Here is a 16,694-nt window from a genome sequence, read left to right on the forward strand (position 1 = left end):
CACTCACATGCCCATTCCCCGCGCCCTGACCCGACAGGGACGGGGTGCGACGGGTTTGACGACTGGGGTGCGCGACCCCTCCGTCGATGTCCCCCCGCATCCCCCAGACGGAGGGGTCGCTCCCCCTCCGGCCCCGGGATGCCGCGCGCGGACGGCCGGGGAAGCTCCCGACCGGTCGATGCGCGGCGTCAGGCCGGTTCCTGCCAGCTCAGCGACTCGATGTACCGCAGCAGCACGCCCTCACGCAGGGCCCACGGGCTCACCTCGAGCTCGTCGACGTCCAGCGCGGTCATCGCGGTGTGCAGCACGACGGCCGCCGCGACGATCTGGAACGTGCGATCGGCGGTGATGCCGGGCAGCTCCTGCCGAGCGGATGCCGGGATGCGCGCGAGCCGCGGGATCCACGAGCCCAGCGCGCCGCGCGGCAGCAGCATCCGCTCGCTGCCGCTCCAGCCGGGGGCGGGATAGCCTGCGAGCTTGGCGAGGGAGCGGATCGCCTTGGACGATCCGACCACGTGATTCGGCCGCGGCTGGCCGGACATGAGCTCGGCGACGGGCGCCAGGACGCCGCGCGCGTGGTCGCGCAGCACCTCGACGGCATCCTCCCCGGGCGGGTCGTGCGGCAGGAACTCCACCGTCGACCGGCCGGCTCCCAGCGGGACGGAGGCGGCGACGTCCGGCAATTCGTCGGCGCCCGAGGCCACCTCGAGCGATCCGCCGCCGATGTCGAAGAGCAGGATCTGGCCCGCCGACCAGCCGAACCAGCGACGCACGGCGAGGAAGGTGAAACGGGCCTCGGACTCGCCGCCGAGCACCTGCAGCTCCTGTCCGAGCGCCGCCTCGATCCGGGCGATCACGTCGGCGCCGTTGGCGGCCTCGCGCACGGCGCTCGTCGCGGTGGCGAGCAGCTCGACGACGTTCTCGGCCTGGGCGACCGCGCGCGCCTGGGTGACGGCATCCACCAGCGCCGTCACGCCCGTCTCGCTGATCGATCCGTCGGGCTCGAGGTAGCGCATCAGGCGCAGCACCGTGCGTTGGCTCGTGGTGGCCTGGGGGCGTCCTCCGGGGTGGACATCGGCGACGAGCAGGTGGACGGTGTTCGAGCCGATGTCGAGGACTCCGAGACGCATGCGTTCAGCGTATCCACAGATGGGTTCCGCGCCGTCACAGCCGGCGCGGGCCCGGCATCCCTCGCGGGGCGGAGCCGCCGCATGGATAGAGTAGGCCCGATGTCCACCGAAGACGAGACGACTGCCATCGACTCGCTGTACCGCGAGATCGACCGTTCCGAGTGGGCCCGGCTGGCGGCCGGCATCCCCACCCCCCTCAGTGAGACCGAGGTCGTGCAGTTGCGCGGCATCGGCGACCGGTTGGACCTCGCCGAGGTGCGCGAGGTGTACCTCCCGCTCAGCCGACTGCTGAGCACCTACGCCGAGAACACCAAGCGGCTGGGCGCCGAGACCGCGGCGTTCCTGGGCGAGCCCGACTCCACGACGCCGTTCGTGGTCGCCGTCGCCGGCTCGGTGGCCGTGGGCAAGTCGACCATCGCGCGGCTGCTGCGCGAGCTGATGAGCCGCTGGCCCGGCACGCCGCGCGTCGAGCTGGTCACGACGGACGGGTTCCTCTACTCCAACGCCGAGCTCGAGCGGCGCGGGCTGATGGCCCGCAAGGGCTTCCCCGAGTCGTACGACCGGCGCGCCCTCGTCAGCTTCCTCACCGAGGTCAAGTCGGGTGCGGCGGAGGTGCGGGCGCCGTTCTACTCCCACGTGCGGTACGACATCGTCCCGGACGCCCACGTCACCGTGCGCCGCCCGGACGTCGTGATCGTCGAGGGGCTGAACGTGCTCTCGCCGCCCCCGACGCCGAACGACGTCGCCGTCAGCGACCTGTTCGACTTCTCGATCTACGTGGATGCCGACGAGGCCGACATCGCGCAGTGGTACGTCGACCGGTTCCTCGCCCTGCGGCGCGGCGCCTTCAGCAACCCCCACTCGTTCTTCAAGGTGTTCGCGGAGCTCTCCGACGAGGAGGCGGTGACCACGGCGCTCGGCTACTGGAACGACATCAACCTGCCGAACCTCCGCGAGAACGTCGCGCCCACGCGGCATCGGGCGACTCTCGTGCTGAAGAAGGCGGCGGCGCACGCCGTCGAGTCGGTGCGGCTGCGCAAACTCTGAGCACAATCTCACGGCGTTTGTGAGGGATCCGCGCAAATACCCGGACCTAGCATGGACCCCATGTGTGGAATCGTCGGATACGTGGGCCCGCGCGACAGCCAGGCCATCCTCCTGTCCGGGCTCGCCCGCCTCGAGTACCGCGGCTACGACTCCGCCGGCATCGCCGTGATCGACGGTCAGGGCGATCTCGACATGCGCAAGCGCGCCGGCAAGCTCCAGGTGCTGCGCGACGACCTCGCCGCCCACCCCATGCCCGACGGCACCACCGGCATCGGCCACACGCGCTGGGCGACCCACGGCGGCCCGACCGACGCGAACGCGCATCCGCACCTGGCAGACGACGACAAGCTCGCCGTCATCCACAACGGCATCATCGAGAACTTCTCCGAGCTCAAGGCCGAGCTGCTCAGCGAGGGCTTCACGTTCCGCTCCGAGACCGACACCGAGGTCGCGGCGGTCCTCCTCGGCCGCGAGTACCAGGCCTCGGGCGACCTCGTCGCCGCGTTCCGCACGGTCGTCGCGCGCCTGGAGGGGGCGTTCACCCTGCTCGCGATGCACCGCGACCAGCCGGGACTCGTCGTCGGCGCCCGCCGCAACTCGCCGCTGGTCATCGGCCTCGGCGACGGGGAGAACTTCCTCGGATCCGACGTCGCGGCCTTCGTGGAGCACACCCGCAACGCCCTCGCGATCGGGCAGGACGAGATCGTGGCGATCACCCCGGCCGGCGTCGAGGTGACCGACTTCGCCGGCGCGCCCGTCGAGGTGGAGCCCTTCGAGGTCGTCTGGGACGCCTCCGCCGCGGAGAAGGGCGGCTGGTCGTCGTTCATGGCCAAGGAGGTCTCCGAGGAGCCCGAGGCCGTCGCGAACACCATCCGCGGGCGCCTCCACGACGCCGCCGTGACCATTCCCGAGCTGGACGGCATGGACGAGCTGTTCACCGGCATCCGTCGCATCGTCGTCATCGCGTGCGGCACCGCCGCGTACGCGGGCCAGACCGGCAAGTACGCGCTCGAGCAGTGGACGCGCATCCCCGTCGACGTCGAGCTCGCCCACGAGTTCCGCTACCGCGATCCGGTGATCGGCGAGGACACCCTCGTCGTCTCGATCAGCCAGTCCGGCGAGACGATGGACACGCTCATGGCGGTCAAGTACGCGCGCGAGCACGGCGCGAAGACGCTGTCGATCTGCAACACGCAGGGCGCGACGATTCCGCGCGAGTCGGATGCCGTGATCTACACGCACGCCGGACCCGAGGTGGCCGTGGCATCCACCAAGGCCTTCGTCGCCCAGATCACCGCGCTGTACCTGCTCGCGCTGCACGTCGCGCGCGTGCGCGGCACCATCTCGCACGCCGAGCAGGCGCTGCACGTGCGCGAGCTGGAGGCCGTCCCCGGCAAGATCCAGCGCGTGCTCGACGAGGAGCAGGCGCACATCGAGCAGTTCTCGCGCTGGATGGCCGACACGCAGTCGGTGCTCTTCCTCGGCCGTCACGTCGGTTACCCGATCGCCCTCGAGGGTGCGCTGAAGCTCAAGGAGATCAGCTACATCCACGCCGAGGGCTTCGCCGCCGGCGAGCTCAAGCACGGCCCGATCGCGCTCATCGAGCCCGGCCAGCCCGTGTTCGTCATCGTGCCGTCGCCGCGCGAGTCGGCCGAGCTGCACAAGAAGGTGGTCTCCAACATCCAGGAGATCCGCGCTCGCGGCGCCCGCGTGATCGTCGTCGCCGAAGAGGGGGATGCCGCGGTGCTCCCGTTCGCCGACGAGGTGCTGCGCATCCCGCTCGCCGGGCCCCTGTTCGAGCCGCTGCTGGCCGTCGTGCCGCTGCACGTGTTCGCGATGGGCCTCGCCACGGCGAAGGGCCTGGACGTCGACCAGCCGCGCAACCTCGCGAAGTCCGTCACGGTCGAGTAACCCGCGCCGCCGCGCGTCTCGCGCCGCACCGCGAGACGCATCTTGCGTGCCGAGAAGCCACTCCGTGGCGGGTTTTTCGGCGCGGGAGTGGTTTCTCGCGAGCGCGAGCGCGAGCGCGGGCAGGCCGGCCGCGGCGATCGGGATGCGGCGCCAGTAGGCTGGCGGGGCGCGGGCGACGCGGCGTCGACCACAACGCCGCCGAGCAGAACAGGTCGACCACCACGCCGCCGAGCAGAACAGGGGGATGCCGTGATCATCGGAATCGGCGTCGACCTCGTCGACATCCCGCGTTTCGAGCGGTCGCTGGAGCGCACGCCGCGACTGCGCGAGCGCCTCTTCGCGCCCGCGGAGCGTCGCCTGAAGCCGCACTCGCTCGCCGCACGCTACGCGGCGAAGGAGGCGCTGATCAAGGCGCTCGGCGGCTCTGACGGCGTGCACTGGACCGACATCGAGGTCGCGAGCGAGCCCTCGGGGCGCCCCGTCTTCGCGCTCAGCGGCGACACCGCCGCGACGGTCGCCACCCGCGGCATCGGCATGATCCACCTCTCGCTCAGCCATGACGCCGGACTGGCCGCGGCCTACGTCGTCGCCGAGTCCGCGGCGGGCGGCGGGCCGATCATCCGCGACATCGAGGGGGACGCGTGAGCCGACCTCCGGAGGGCGTGCTGCGCGAAGCTCTCATCGACACGTCCGCGATCAGCGCGAACGTGCGTCATCTGCGACAGCTGACGGCATCCGAGGTCATCGCCGTCGTCAAGGCCGACGGGTACGGGCACGGCGCGGTCCGCTCGGCCCGTGCGGCCCTCGACGGCGGCGCGCGGCGCATCGGAGTCTCGGACATCGACGAGGCGCTCGCGCTGCGACGCGCCGGCATCGACGCCCCGATCCTGGCGTGGCTGCACGCCCCCGGAGCCCGTTTCGCCGAGGCCGCCGGCCGCGGTATCGAGCTGGGCGTGTCGAGCCTCGACCAGCTGCAGGCCGCCGCGGCCGCGGCATCCGGCGACCGTCCCGTCGGCGTGCACCTCAAGCTCGAGACGGGCCTCGGCCGCAACGGTCTGGCTCCGGCCGCCTACGCCACCGCCTTCGCGGAGGCCGCACGGCTCGAGCGCATCGGGCGGCTGCGCGTCATCGGGATCTTCAGCCACCTCTCCAACGCGTCGGCCGACGACGACCGTGCCGCGATCGGGCGGTTCACCGACGCGCTCGCGCTCGCGGCATCCCACGGCCTCGCCCCGCAGCTGCGACACATCGCCGCCTCGCACGCGGCGATCGCCCTTCCGCAGTCGCGCTTCGGCTGTGTGCGGCTCGGCGTGTCGATCTACGGGCTGTCGCCGTTCCCCGAGCGCACATCGGCAGACCTGGGCCTTCGTCCCGCGATGACGCTGCGCGCGGCCGTCGCCGCCGTCCGCCGGGTGCCGGCCGGGCAGGGCGTCTCGTACGGATACCGTCACCGCACCGCGCAGGAGTCCACGCTGGCGCTCGTGCCGGCGGGGTACGCCGACGGGGTCCCGCGCGCCGCCTCGGGCGGGGCGGCCGTGCGCATCGGCGGCGAGGTGTTCCCGGTCGCGGGCCGGATCGCGATGGACCAGTTCGTCGTCGACGTCGGCGATCATCCGGTCGCCGTCGGCGATGAGGTGGTGCTGTTCGGCGATCCGACCCTCGGTGCCCCGCCGGTGGAGGCGTGGGCGGATGCCGCGGGCACCATCAACTACGAGATCGTGACGCGCATCGGCCCGCGCGTGCCGCGGCGGGAGGGGAGCGCATGAGCGGACTGGACGGATTCCTCGGCGAGCGCGAGGTCGCATCGCCCGCGGACATGGAGGACCTCGGACGCTCCTTCGGCGCGGCCCTGCGCGCGGGAGACCTCGTCGTGCTGACGGGGCCGCTGGGGGCGGGCAAGACCACCCTCACCCGCGGCATCGCCGAGTCCCTCGGGGTGCGCGGACGCGTGCAGAGTCCGACGTTCGTCATCGCGCGGACCCATCCGTCGCTGGGCGACGGCCCCGCCCTCGTCCACGTGGACGCGTATCGTCTCGGCACCGACGGCGAGCTCGACGACCTCGACATCGACTTCGAGAACGCCGTGGTCATCGCCGAGTGGGCGGCGCCCTTCGCGGATGCCGTGGCGGATCGCTGGTGGGAGGTCGAGATCGACCGCGGCTGGAGCGGCACCGGGGTCGACAACGCCTGCGGCACGGCCGGCCCGCATGCGGCCGCGATGGAGGACGCCGCTCCGCGCCTCGTCCGCATCACCCGCCACGGCTGAGCCGTCCTGCCCGCCGGCGCGCGCACCCCGACTACCCTGGAACGGTGATCCTCGGCATCGACACCTCGCTCGGCACCGCCGTCGGCATCGTCGATCCCGACGGGGCCGTGCGGGCGGAGAGCGCAAGCGCGAACCCGCTCGGCCATGCCGAGGTCATCGGCGACCTGCTGCGGCAGGCGCTCGTCGAGGCCGAACGCGGTCCGCTCGGTCAGACCGGCGTGAGCGAGCCGGTCGTGCTCACCCACGTCGCGGTGGGCATGGGTCCGGGACCCTTCACGGGGCTGCGGGTCGGCATCGCCGCGGCGCGGGCCTTCGCCCTGGCCCGGGAGCTGCCGGTGGTCGCCGTGCCCAGCCACGACGCCGCCGCTCTCGAGATCCTTCTGGCCACCGCCCTGGTCGACCCGTTCGCCGAGCCGGAGCGGTTCGCCGTCGTCACGGACGCCCGCCGGCGCGAGGTCGCGTACTCGGTGTACGAGGGGGTGGATGCCGACGGCATCCCGATCCGCACCGACGGCCCCGCCCTCAGCCCCCGCGCCGACATCGACGACCTCCTCGCCCGCATCGGCGCCGTGCGACGCGACGTCGCCGCGGTCAGCGCGGCCGTGCTCGCCGTGCTCGCGGCGCGCGCGGTGGCCGCCGGGCGGACCCTCGCCGGTCCCGAGCCGCTGTATCTGCGCGCTCCCGACGTCACCCTCCCGCGCAGCGCCGCCGCCCGTCCGTCGGGGGCGGCCGGATGAGCCTGCGACCCGCGGCGGCGGACGACCTTCCCGCCATCATGGAGCTGGAGCGCGCCTCGTTCCCGACCGACGCGTGGAGCGCGGCGATGATGCGCGAGGAGCTCGCGTCGCCGCACGCGCGCTACCTCGTCGACGTCGAAGGCGGCCGGCTCGTCGGCTACGGCGGGGTGCGCGCCGTCGCGCGCGCGGCCGACGCCGACATCCAGACGATCGCGATCGCCGCGGCATCCCGTGGACGGGGCCGGGGACGCCTGCTGCTGCGCGCCCTGCTCGACGCGGCGCGCGAGCGCGGCGCCCGCGAGGTGTTCCTCGAGGTGCGCGCCGACAACCCGACGGCGTCCGCGCTGTACCTCTCGGAGGGCTTCATCGAGATTGCCCGCCGTCCCCGCTACTACCAGCCCGACGACGTGGACGCCGTCGTCATGAAGCTCGACCTCGTGGGGTGGGCCGCCGCCCGCACCGCGGCGGCGGGCGCCACCTCGACGGATGCGGGAGCGTGCTCGTGACGGCCACCGAACCCCTCGTGCTCGGCATCGAGACGAGCTGCGACGAGACCGGCATCGGCATCGTGCGCGGCCGCACCCTGTTGAGCAACACGATCGCGAGCTCCATGGACGAGCACGCCCGCTACGGCGGCGTCGTGCCGGAGGTCGCCGCCCGCGCCCACCTGGAGGCGCTGCAGCCCGCGATCGACGCCGCGGTCGCGGAGGCGGGGATCGCCCTGTCCGACCTCGACGCGGTCGCCGTCACGAGCGGACCGGGCCTGGCCGGCGCGCTCATGGTCGGCATCGGCGCGGCGAAGGCGCTCGCCGTCGGGCTGGACAAGCCCCTGTACGCCGTCAACCACCTCGTGGGCCACATCGCCGCCGACCTGTTGACCGGCGACGACGTGGAGTACCCGACGATCGCGCTCCTCGTCAGCGGCGGTCACACCTCTCTGCTGCTCGTGCGCGACCTCGTGTCGGACGTCGAGCTGCTCGGCGAGACGCTGGACGACGCGGCGGGGGAAGCCTTCGACAAGATCGCGCGCATCCTCGGGCTGCCCTATCCCGGCGGCCCGGAGATCGATCGCGCCGCGGCAACCGGAGACCCGGCGGCGATCCGGTTCCCGCGAGGGCTGTCGCGTGCGTCGGACATGGCGGCGCACCGCTACGACTTCTCGTTCTCCGGGTTGAAGACGGCCGTCGCGCGATGGGTCGAGCAGGCCGAGGCCGACGGGCGGGCACCCGACGTATCCGACGTCGCCGCCTCGTTCCGCGAAGCGGTCGTCGACGTGCTCGTCACGAAGGCGCTCGACGCGTGCGCGCGTCACGGCGTGCCGCGGCTGCTCCTCGGCGGCGGGGTCATCGCGAACCGGCGCCTGCGCGAGGTCGCGCTGACGCGCGCGGCGGAGGCCGGCGTCGCGGTGCGCATCCCGCCGCTCAGCCTGTGCACCGACAACGGAGCGATGATCGCCGCGCTGGCTGCAGAGCTCATCGCTCACGGACGCCCGGCCTCGCACCTCGGCTTCGGTGCGGACTCGACCCTGCCCGTGACCAAGATCCAGGTGGCCGGATGAGCGACGAGCGTACCCCCGCACCTTCGCCCGAGCCGCGCGTCGAGGCGCCCTCCGACGACGTGGCGCCCGCGGCGACCGCGGCGCTCCCCGGCGAGCACCGGGGCGGCTTCCAGCGCGAGTTCACCCAACCCGTGCCGCTGGCGACGCCCGTGGTCGCGGGGGAGGGGGAGTCGAGTTGGATGCCCGAGCCCGAGGTGCGCTGGGCGCCGCCGCCCGAGGTCCTGCCGCGCAGCGCCCCGTGGGCGCTCACCTTCGCCGTGCTGGGGCTCATCGTCTCGATGCTCGTGGGGTGGGGCTTCCTCATCGGGCTCGTCGGCGCGGTGCTGGCGATCGTGGCGATTCGCCGGCCGTGGGAGAGTCGCGCCGTCGCGGTGTGGGCGCTCTGTCTGAGCCTGCTCTCGCTCGCCTACAGTGCGGGATGGCTGTGGTGGGCTTCCACCCAGGGGCCTCTGTTCGGCTGACGCCGCCGCCGTGGGGTCACACCCGGTCGGCGAGCACCGCCACCCGTAACGTCCCCGCGCGGGTGAGGATGAGGGTGGCCGTGCCGGGGCCGCGCAGCTTCAGCTTCGTGCGGAGTGCGGCCGGATCGACGTCGACGCCCCGCTTCTTGATCTCGAGCGTGCCGATCTCGCGCTCGCGCAGTGCGCGGGCGAGCGCCTTGACATCGGTCGGCAGCTGCTCGCGGACGCGGAAGGTCTGCACGAAGGGGCTCGTGGCCTCGGCATCCGAGGTGAGATAGGCGATGCCCGGGGCGAGCATGCCGGCGTCGAGCCGGCGCGCGACCTCCCCGATGAGCCGGGCACGGATGACGGCGCCCTCGGGCTCGTGGACGAATCTGCCGAGCGGGCGCACTTCGGCGTCGGGCGCGTCCGCGTCGGCCGTCAGTTCGGAGGCGGCGCCCGCGCGGAGGACGAGGGCGGCCCGCCGCACCCCCGGGCGGGCGAGCGCGCCCGTCCAGAGGACGAGCTCGATCGTCGACCCGTCGACGCTGATCCACTGGGCCTCCACTCCGGCGGGATCGTCCGGGATGAGGGCGCGGTCGAAGGCGGGCCCGAGTTTGATGCCCGCGGGCATCCGCGCGGCCAGCGGGAACACCCAGTCCAGCGACGGCGACCAGTCGGCCGCGCCGAGCCGGGCGGTCTCGGCGTGTCCCGCCGTGCGCCGAGCGGGATCGAGCCAGACGGCGTCGATGCCGTCGAGCGGCACCTCCTCGGCGCGGGCGTGGCGCACCGTCGCCGCGTCGCCGAACGGTGCCAGGTTGTAGGCGGCGAGGGCGGCGGTGGTCTCGTCGGCGTCGACGGCCAGCACCTCCAGCCCGATGCCGGCCAGGGCGAGCGCGTCGCCGCCGATGCCGCATCCGAGGTCTGCCACGCGCCGTACGCCCGCATCGCGGAAGCGGCCGGCGTGACGGGCGGCGATCGACAGCCGCGTCGCCTGCTCCAGCCCCGCCCTCGTGAACAGCATGCGGTCGGCGAACTCGCCGAACTTGGCGCGGGCGCGGGTACGCAGCCGCGCCTGGCCGACGGCGGCCGAGACCAGCTCGGGCGACAGCCCCGCGGCGCGCAGCCGTGAGACCGTGCGGGCGACGTCGTCGGCGGAATCGATCGCGCCGAGCTCATCGACCAGCCGCAGACCGTCGGCGGTCAGCAGGGCGGTGAGCTCGGCGCGTTCCATCCGGCCAGCCTATGCGGGTCGGCTCAGCAGCCGGCCACCTTGGTCCACCGCGTCGCCGACACCTGCTGCAGGCTCGTCACGGTCGCATCCCCCTGTCCCAGGTAGTCGAGGCTCCCGACCGCGTAGTACGGGTTGTAGGGGTTGGTGCCGTAGCTCGTGGCGCGGCCCGCCGCCTTGTGGTCCGCGTTGGACGCGGTCACACAGCCCGCCGGCGCGGTCGGCGTCGGCGTGGGCGTCGGAGTGGAGGTAGGGGTGGGCGTGGGCGTGGGCGTCGGAGTGCCCGAGCGGTCGACGCGTCGGTTGTTCTGGAAGAAGAAGCCCGTGACGTAGGCCGGGTAGTCGATGCTGTTCGTCGACACGTACGATCCGCCCGGGCCGCCGCCCGCGGGCCAGTTGTGTCCGAGCCCGGTGTTCTGGATCAGCGAGACACGTGGACCCGCGGCATCCGCGTAGAGCGTGCCCGAGCCCGCGGTGTTCGTTCCGGCGAGACCGGTGAGCGCGAACGTCGAGGTCGACCCGGCGCCGTAGATGCCCGCCATGATCTGCGCGTTCAGCGTGTTGTAGCCGGGAGCGACCGTCGTGTCGTTCGACCCGTAGACCACCGAGGTCAGTTGCGTCGCGAAGGCTCCGGATGCCGAGCCGGCGAACGTCGTGCAGGTGTTCCGGCCCTGGGTCTGCGACACGGCGACGCTGCCGATCTGACCGGACGTGGTGCCGACGGTGGGCCCGGCGTTGATGCCGATGCCCGCGAACACGTCGGGGGCGAGGCAGCCCATCACCATGGTCTCGCCGCCGCCCGACGACAGTCCCGACAGATACACCTGCGCCGCGTCGATGCCCAGGGTGCCGCGTGCGGTGAGGGTGGAGACGAGGGCGAGGAGGTTGTCGTCGTGGCGGGCGGGGGAGGTGCGCGAGTGGTTCGCGTCGTAGTAGTCCCAGCAGCCCAGCACGACGCCGCCGTTGGGGGCGTCGGGCAGGGCGACGACCATGCCGTACCTCTCGGCGGTCGCCGCCCAGTTGCCGGCCGTCTGCAGGGTGGAGGCCGTCTGGACGCAGCCGTGCAGACTGACCATGAGGGCGCGACCGGCGCCGAGCGTCGGCGCGCTCGCCGGCGTGTAGAGGCGCACGTTCATGCCGGCGATCGACTCGGTGGTCCACGACCCGGTCGCCGCCGTGGCGGGTGTCGCCAGCGGCCCGGCGAGCAGTCCGGCGGCCGCGAGTGCGGCGGCCGTCAGCATCGCCGCCACGGCGCGGCGTCGGGGGATGCGGGGGGATGTCATCGGTCTGCTCCGATCCGGCTCCCGCCTTCGACCGGGCACCATTGCCCGGCGGTCCCGGCTCAGGGGAGCCCAGAGCCGATGTTAGGTGAAACATGATTCATGTAACAGGGGGGCTCCGTGTCGCACGGTTGGCACTCGCGTTGCACGAGTGCCAACTCCGCCCTAGACTTCTGTTAGCACTCCACCCCTGTGGGTGCTAACGAGTCTTGAAGCATCACGCCCAGCAAGAAAGAGGTAGACCGTGTCGGTTTCCATCAAGCCGCTCGAGGACCGCATCGTCATCAAGCAGGTCGAGGCTGAGCAGGTCACGTCCAGTGGCCTCGTCATCCCCGACACCGCCAAGGAGAAGCCCCAGGAGGGCGAGGTCGTGGCCGTGGGCCCCGGCCGCATCGACGACAACGGCAACCGCGTCCCGCTCGACGTCGCCGTCGGCGACCGCGTCATCTACAGCAAGTACGGCGGCACCGAGGTGAAGTTCGGCGGCGACGAGTTCCTCGTCCTGTCGGCTCGCGACGTGCTGGCGGTCGTCGTCCGCTGACGATTCGCACAGAAGGGCCCGGATGCCTCGGCATCCGGGCCCTTCTGCATCCCCTCGCGAGCCGCTACACCCCGGTCGAGCCGCCACGGCCCGTCCCGTCCGAAATGTGGCGGCTCGCACAGAACATGGCGGTTCGCGCACGCTGAACGGCAGGATGCCGCGGCATCCGAGTGTCAGGACCGTCGTAGGCTTTGTCTCATGACACCCGCCGACACCGCACGCGAGGAGCGGCTCGGCGGGATCTATGCCTTCGCGGCCTACTTCCTGTGGGGCTTCATGCCCCTCTATTTCCTGACGCTCGCCCCGATCGGGCCGTGGGAGATCGTCGTCTGGCGCATCCTCTTCTCGCTGCTGTTCTGCGCGGTGCTGCTGACGGTCACGCGCACCTGGGGCAAGCTGTTCGCGATCCTGCGCGACCGCCGTCTCGTGTTCTGGACCATCGTGGCGGGTCTGCTGATCTACGTGAACTGGCAGGTCTTCCTCATCGGCATCCTGACCGGGCACGTCATCGAGGGCAGCCTGGGCTACTTCATCAACCCGATCGTGACCGTCCTGCTGGGTGTCATCGTGCTGAAGGAGCGCCTGCGCACCGCGCAGTGGGTCGCCATCGGTTTCGCCGGCCTCGCGGTGATCGTCATCATCGTCGCGTACGGATCCTTCCCCTGGATCGCCCTCACCCTCGCCGCCAGCTTCGGCGCCTACGGGCTCGTCAAGAAGCAGATCGGTCCGCGCGTCGACGCGATCAGCGGTCTCACGCTCGAGTCCCTGTGGCTCACCCCGATCGCGCTCATCCAGCTCGTCGTCGTCGCGAGCACGACCGGTCTCGTCTTCGGCACCCAGGGAGCCGGCCACACCGCGCTGGTCACCCTCGCCGGCGTCGTGACGGCCGTGCCGCTGCTGCTGTTCGCCAGCGGCGCCCGCCGTGCCCCGCTCACCGTCATCGGCCTGCTCCAGTTCGTCGCGCCGATCCTGCAGTTCATCACCGGCGCGTGGATCCTCCAGGAGCCGATGCCGCTGGAGCGGTGGATCGGGTTCGGACTCGTCTGGGTGGCGCTCATCGTTCTCAGCGCCGACTCGCTGATCGCCGGGCGGCGCGCCCGCGGCGCGGCCGACGTCGTCGATCTGGTCTGAGTCCACCGCGCGGCCCACCGCGAGACCCGCCGCGCGGCCCGCCGCGACCGTTATCGCACCGTGACCGTTCCGTTTCACACCGTTAACGCATCGCAACAATCCGGACGCGACCAGGCCGTTAGGTTTGACCCACTGGGGAGGCTCCCGAGCTCGCCCCGTGTCAACCAGATCAAGGAGCAACATGAGCGTCTTCACACGTTCGCGGGCTGGCAAGGTGCTCGGCGGTATCGCCGTGGCCGCCGTCAGCGCCGTTCTGCTCGCCGGCTGTGCCGGCGGCGGCTCGTCTACGCCCAGCGAAAGCAGCGGCCCGGCCGAGGACCTGACCCTCAAGATCGGCAGCGTGCTGCCGCAGACGGGTAGCCTCGCCTTCCTCGGCCCGCCCGAGGAGGCTGGCGTCCTGCTCGCCGTCGACGAGGTGAACAAGGCGGCCAAGGGCATCACGGTCGACTTCACCCCCGGCGACTCCGGCGACGCCGACAACAAGGCCTTCGAGACCACGGTGCCCAAGCTGCAGAGCGCCGGCGTCTCGGCCATGATCGGTGCGGCGGCATCGGGTGTCACGAAGCTGTTCCTCGACTCCAACGTCGCGGCCGGCATCATCACCTTCTCGCCCGCCAACACCTCGCCCGACTTCACCAACTGGGACGACAAGGGCCTGTACTGGCGCACCGCCCCCAGCGACCTGCTGCAGGGTGAGGTGCTCGGCAACCTGATCGCCGAGGACGGCCACAAGAACATCGGCATCATCTACCAGAACGACGCCTACGGCACCGGTCTGTTCGGTGTCGTCAAGGATGTCTTCGAGTCCACCGGCGGCAAGGTCGTGGCCGAGGCGTCCTACAACGACGGCGACAGCTCCTTCGACGCCCAGGTGGCGACGATCGCGGCCGCCAAGCCGGACGCGGTCGTGCTCGTCACGTTCGACCAGTTCGCGACGATCGCCCCGCTCCTGGTCAACGCGGGTCTGCCGGCGAGCAACTTCTACCTCGTCGACGGCAACCTCAAGCAGTGGGGCGACAAGGTCTCCGTGTCGCTCGAAGGCGCCAAGGGCACCACGCCCGGACCGGTGCTCGAGGACGACTTCAAGGAGCGTCTGAACACCACGTGGACCGCCGCCGGCAACGCCGCGCTCGAGGACTACTCGTACGCGGCCGAGTCCTACGACGCGGTCGTGCTGCTGGCCCTCTCCGCCCTCGCGGCGAAGTCGACCACCGGCGCCGACATGGCGGGCAAGCTGCAGGAGGTCTCCGGCGGCTCGGGCGATGGCAAGAAGTGCACCTCGTTCTCCGAGTGCGCCGACATCATCCTCGGCGGCGGCGTGGCCGACTACGACGGCTACTCCGGCCCGATCACCTTCGACGAGCACGGCGACCCGACGCAGGCGTCCATCGGCATCTTCCAGTTCGGTGCCGACAACATGCACACCCGCATCGACACGCGCTGACACTCGACGCGTAGAGAGGGCCCCGGAGCGATCCGGGGCCCTTTCCCGTGCGTGCGGCGCGACCCGCCGCGTGCGGCGCGGCCCGCCGTGTGCCGGCGCGGCCCGCCGCCCGCGGCGCCGCTGCGGATGCCACGGCATCCCCGAACGCGAAGAGGCCCCCTCGCGGCGGGAGGGGGCCTCTTCGGTCGTGCCGGACGGGGTGCTCAGTGCTCCTCGTCCGTGCCCAGCGTACCCAGGTAGAGACCGATGACCTGCGGGTCGTTCAGCAGGTCGCGCCCCGTGCCTTCGTGCGCGTCGCGGCCCTGGTCGAGGACGTAGCCGCGGTCGCAGATCTGCAGGCAGCGGCGCGCGTTCTGCTCGACCATGATCGTCGTCACGCCCGCCTTGTTGATGTCGGAGACGCGGATGAAGGCGTCGTCCTGACGCACGGGCGACAGCCCGGCGCTCGGCTCGTCGAGCAGCAGCACCGACGGGTCCATCATGAGGGCGCGGCTCATCGCCACCATCTGCCGTTCGCCGCCGGACAGCGAGCCGGCGCGCTGCTTGAGGCGCTTGCCGAGCTCGGCGAAGATGCCGGTCACGAACTCGAGGCGGGCGGCGTAGATCTTGGGGTTCTGGTAGAGCCCCATCTGCAGGTTCTCCTCGATCGACAGCGACGGGAAGACGTTGTTCGTCTGCGGGACGAACGCCACCCCGCGCTGGACGAGCTTGTCGGCCTTGAGGCCCACGATCGACTCGCCGTTCACCGTGATGTCGCCGCCGCGCACCTTCACGAGCCCGAAGATCGACTTCAGCAGCGTGGACTTGCCGGCGCCGTTGGGACCGATGATGCCGATCAGCTCGCCCTTGCGGGCGACGAGGTTCGCGCCGTTGATGATGTTGATGCCCGGCAGGTAGCCGGCGGTGAGATCGGAGACCTCGACGACGATCTCGTCGGATGCCGCGGGTGCGGCCTGCGCGACGGCTCCCGGGCCCGTGGATGCACTCACTTCTTCTCCTCCTCGGCCTCGGCGATGCTCGCGGCCTCGACGTCCTCGATCTCCTCGAGCAGCTCCTTGGCGGACTCGTCGAGCTCTCCCGGGATGCGGCCCGTGACGACCCCGAGGTCGACGTCCTGGTGGCTGCCGAGGTACGCGTCGATGACGGCCTTGTCCTGCATGACCGAGTCCGGCGGGCCCTCCGCGACGACGCGGCCCTCGGCCATGACGACCACCCAATCCGCGATGTGGCGCACCATGTGCATGTCGTGTTCGACGAACAGCACGGTCACGCCCAGATCCTTCAGATCCAGGATGTGATCCAGCAGCGACTGCGTGAGCGCGGGGTTCACGCCCGCCATCGGCTCATCCAGCATGACCAGCTGCGGATCGCTCATGAGCGCCCGCGCCATCTCCAGGAGCTTGCGCTGGCCGCCCGACAGCGATGCGGCGAAGTCCTTCTCCTTGGTGTCGAGCTTGAAGCGCTGCAGCAGGCCGCGGGCCTTCTCCTCGTTCGCCGTCTCCTGCCCGCGCCAGATGCCCGGGATGAAGGCGGACCAGAACCGTTCGCCCTTCTGCTTGGGCGCGCCGAGCTTCATGTTCTCGAGCACCGTCAGCAGCGACAGGGCCTTGGTCAGCTGGAACGTGCGCACCTGCCCCATCCGGGCCACCTTGAAGGCGGGGATGCCGGCGAGGTTCTTCCCGTCGTACGACCACGTGCCCGAGTTGGGCTTGTCGAAGCCGCACAGCAGGTTGAACAGGGTCGTCTTGCCGGCGCCGTTGGGGCCGATGAGCGCCGTGATGGCGTGCCGCGGGATCTCGAGGTGGTCGACGTCGACGGCGGTGAGGCCGCCGAAGCGTCGCGTGACGTCATCGATCACCATGATCGGGTCGACCTTCGCCACCCCCGGGACGGCGGCGCCCGTGGCGAGACCGGTCTTCTTCGGGCGGCGGATGCTGCCCGTCGCGGTCGTCACCGGCGCGGTCGCGTCGGGGACGCC

At 71.8% G+C, this 16,694-nt stretch carries 17 protein-coding genes; 12 read left to right on the forward strand and 5 right to left on the reverse strand.

All coding sequences use genetic code 11. From position 1 onward, the window contains the following. Positions 1-188 precede the first annotated feature (188 nt). Positions 189-1,130 carry a Ppx/GppA phosphatase family protein gene (locus L0965_RS08935; protein WP_060960315.1) on the reverse strand — a complete coding sequence of 314 codons (942 nt, stop codon included), beginning with the start codon at positions 1,128-1,130 and terminating at the stop codon, positions 189-191. A gap of 99 nt (positions 1,131-1,229) precedes the next feature. Here L0965_RS08935 and coaA point away from each other — a divergent pair, with 99 nt between their 5' ends. The 9 genes from coaA (at position 1,230) to L0965_RS08980 (ending at position 9,110) form a co-directional block, all read left to right on the forward strand. Further along, positions 1,230-2,177: a type I pantothenate kinase gene (gene coaA / locus L0965_RS08940; protein WP_060960316.1), complete on the forward strand. Its 948-nt coding sequence runs from the start codon at positions 1,230-1,232 to the stop codon at positions 2,175-2,177. A gap of 60 nt (positions 2,178-2,237) precedes the next feature. After that, positions 2,238-4,088 carry a glutamine--fructose-6-phosphate transaminase (isomerizing) gene (gene glmS, locus L0965_RS08945; protein WP_101307271.1) on the forward strand — a complete coding sequence of 617 codons (1,851 nt, stop codon included), beginning with the start codon at positions 2,238-2,240 and terminating at the stop codon, positions 4,086-4,088. Positions 4,089-4,337: 249 nt separating this feature from the next. Continuing rightward, positions 4,338-4,733 (forward strand): holo-ACP synthase, encoded by a 396-nt coding sequence (locus L0965_RS08950; RefSeq protein ID WP_101306843.1) that lies wholly within the window; start codon positions 4,338-4,340, stop codon positions 4,731-4,733. Continuing rightward, positions 4,730-5,854 (forward strand): alanine racemase, encoded by a 1,125-nt coding sequence (gene alr, locus L0965_RS08955; protein ID WP_101306842.1) that lies wholly within the window; start codon positions 4,730-4,732, stop codon positions 5,852-5,854. Before L0965_RS08950 ends, alr begins: the two co-directional genes overlap by 4 nt. After that, positions 5,851-6,354 carry a tRNA (adenosine(37)-N6)-threonylcarbamoyltransferase complex ATPase subunit type 1 TsaE gene (tsaE, locus tag L0965_RS08960; protein ID WP_101306841.1) on the forward strand — a complete coding sequence of 168 codons (504 nt, stop codon included), beginning with the start codon at positions 5,851-5,853 and terminating at the stop codon, positions 6,352-6,354. Before alr ends, tsaE begins: the two co-directional genes overlap by 4 nt. 44 nt (positions 6,355-6,398) lie before the next feature. After that, positions 6,399-7,091 (forward strand): tRNA (adenosine(37)-N6)-threonylcarbamoyltransferase complex dimerization subunit type 1 TsaB, encoded by a 693-nt coding sequence (tsaB, locus tag L0965_RS08965; protein ID WP_101306840.1) that lies wholly within the window; start codon positions 6,399-6,401, stop codon positions 7,089-7,091. Then, positions 7,088-7,597, forward strand: coding sequence for a ribosomal protein S18-alanine N-acetyltransferase (rimI, locus tag L0965_RS08970; protein WP_101306839.1), 510 nt, complete (start codon positions 7,088-7,090; stop codon positions 7,595-7,597). Before tsaB ends, rimI begins: the two co-directional genes overlap by 4 nt. After that, on the forward strand, positions 7,594-8,649 hold the full coding sequence (gene tsaD / locus L0965_RS08975; RefSeq protein ID WP_101307270.1) for a tRNA (adenosine(37)-N6)-threonylcarbamoyltransferase complex transferase subunit TsaD: 1,056 nt from the start codon (positions 7,594-7,596) through the stop codon (positions 8,647-8,649). Before rimI ends, tsaD begins: the two co-directional genes overlap by 4 nt. After that, positions 8,646-9,110, forward strand: a complete 465-nt coding sequence (locus tag L0965_RS08980; protein ID WP_101306838.1) for a hypothetical protein — start codon at positions 8,646-8,648, stop codon at positions 9,108-9,110. The genes tsaD and L0965_RS08980 overlap by 4 nt, the downstream gene beginning before the upstream one ends. A 16-nt stretch (positions 9,111-9,126) precedes the next feature. Here L0965_RS08980 and L0965_RS08985 read toward each other — a convergent pair whose 3' ends face one another. Both L0965_RS08985 and L0965_RS08990 read right to left on the reverse strand, forming a co-directional pair. Further along, on the reverse strand, positions 9,127-10,323 hold the full coding sequence (locus tag L0965_RS08985) for a methyltransferase domain-containing protein (RefSeq protein ID WP_101306837.1): 1,197 nt from the start codon (positions 10,321-10,323) through the stop codon (positions 9,127-9,129). A 23-nt stretch (positions 10,324-10,346) separates the two neighbouring features. Next, positions 10,347-11,603 (reverse strand): PHB depolymerase family esterase, encoded by a 1,257-nt coding sequence (locus L0965_RS08990; protein WP_198553637.1) that lies wholly within the window; start codon positions 11,601-11,603, stop codon positions 10,347-10,349. Positions 11,604-11,844: 241 nt separating this feature from the next. Between L0965_RS08990 and groES the strand changes: the two genes are divergently transcribed. The 3 genes from groES (at position 11,845) to L0965_RS09005 (ending at position 14,716) form a co-directional block, all read left to right on the forward strand. Continuing rightward, the gene (gene groES / locus L0965_RS08995) at positions 11,845-12,141 is read left to right on the forward strand and encodes a co-chaperone GroES (protein WP_005050391.1); all 297 of its coding nucleotides are present in this window, start codon (positions 11,845-11,847) and stop codon (positions 12,139-12,141) included. 198 nt (positions 12,142-12,339) lie between these two features. Beyond that, positions 12,340-13,272, forward strand: coding sequence for an EamA family transporter RarD (gene rarD, locus L0965_RS09000; RefSeq protein ID WP_101306835.1), 933 nt, complete (start codon positions 12,340-12,342; stop codon positions 13,270-13,272). A gap of 181 nt (positions 13,273-13,453) precedes the next feature. After that, positions 13,454-14,716, forward strand: coding sequence for an ABC transporter substrate-binding protein (locus L0965_RS09005; protein ID WP_060960326.1), 1,263 nt, complete (start codon positions 13,454-13,456; stop codon positions 14,714-14,716). Between the two features lie 203 nt (positions 14,717-14,919). On the opposite strand, the gene L0965_RS09010 is transcribed toward L0965_RS09005, so the two are convergent. Then, on the reverse strand, positions 14,920-15,645 hold the full coding sequence (locus L0965_RS09010) for an ABC transporter ATP-binding protein (RefSeq protein ID WP_101307269.1): 726 nt from the start codon (positions 15,643-15,645) through the stop codon (positions 14,920-14,922). Between the two features lie 56 nt (positions 15,646-15,701). Beyond that, on the reverse strand, positions 15,702-16,577 hold the full coding sequence (locus L0965_RS09015; RefSeq protein WP_197425781.1) for an ABC transporter ATP-binding protein: 876 nt from the start codon (positions 16,575-16,577) through the stop codon (positions 15,702-15,704). Between the last annotated feature and the right edge of the window lie 117 nt (positions 16,578-16,694).

Origin of the sequence: Microbacterium sp. NFH-22A-Y (assembly GCF_021401375.1) — a bacterium.
GTDB classification, from domain to species: domain Bacteria; phylum Actinomycetota; class Actinomycetes; order Actinomycetales; family Microbacteriaceae; genus Microbacterium; species Microbacterium hominis.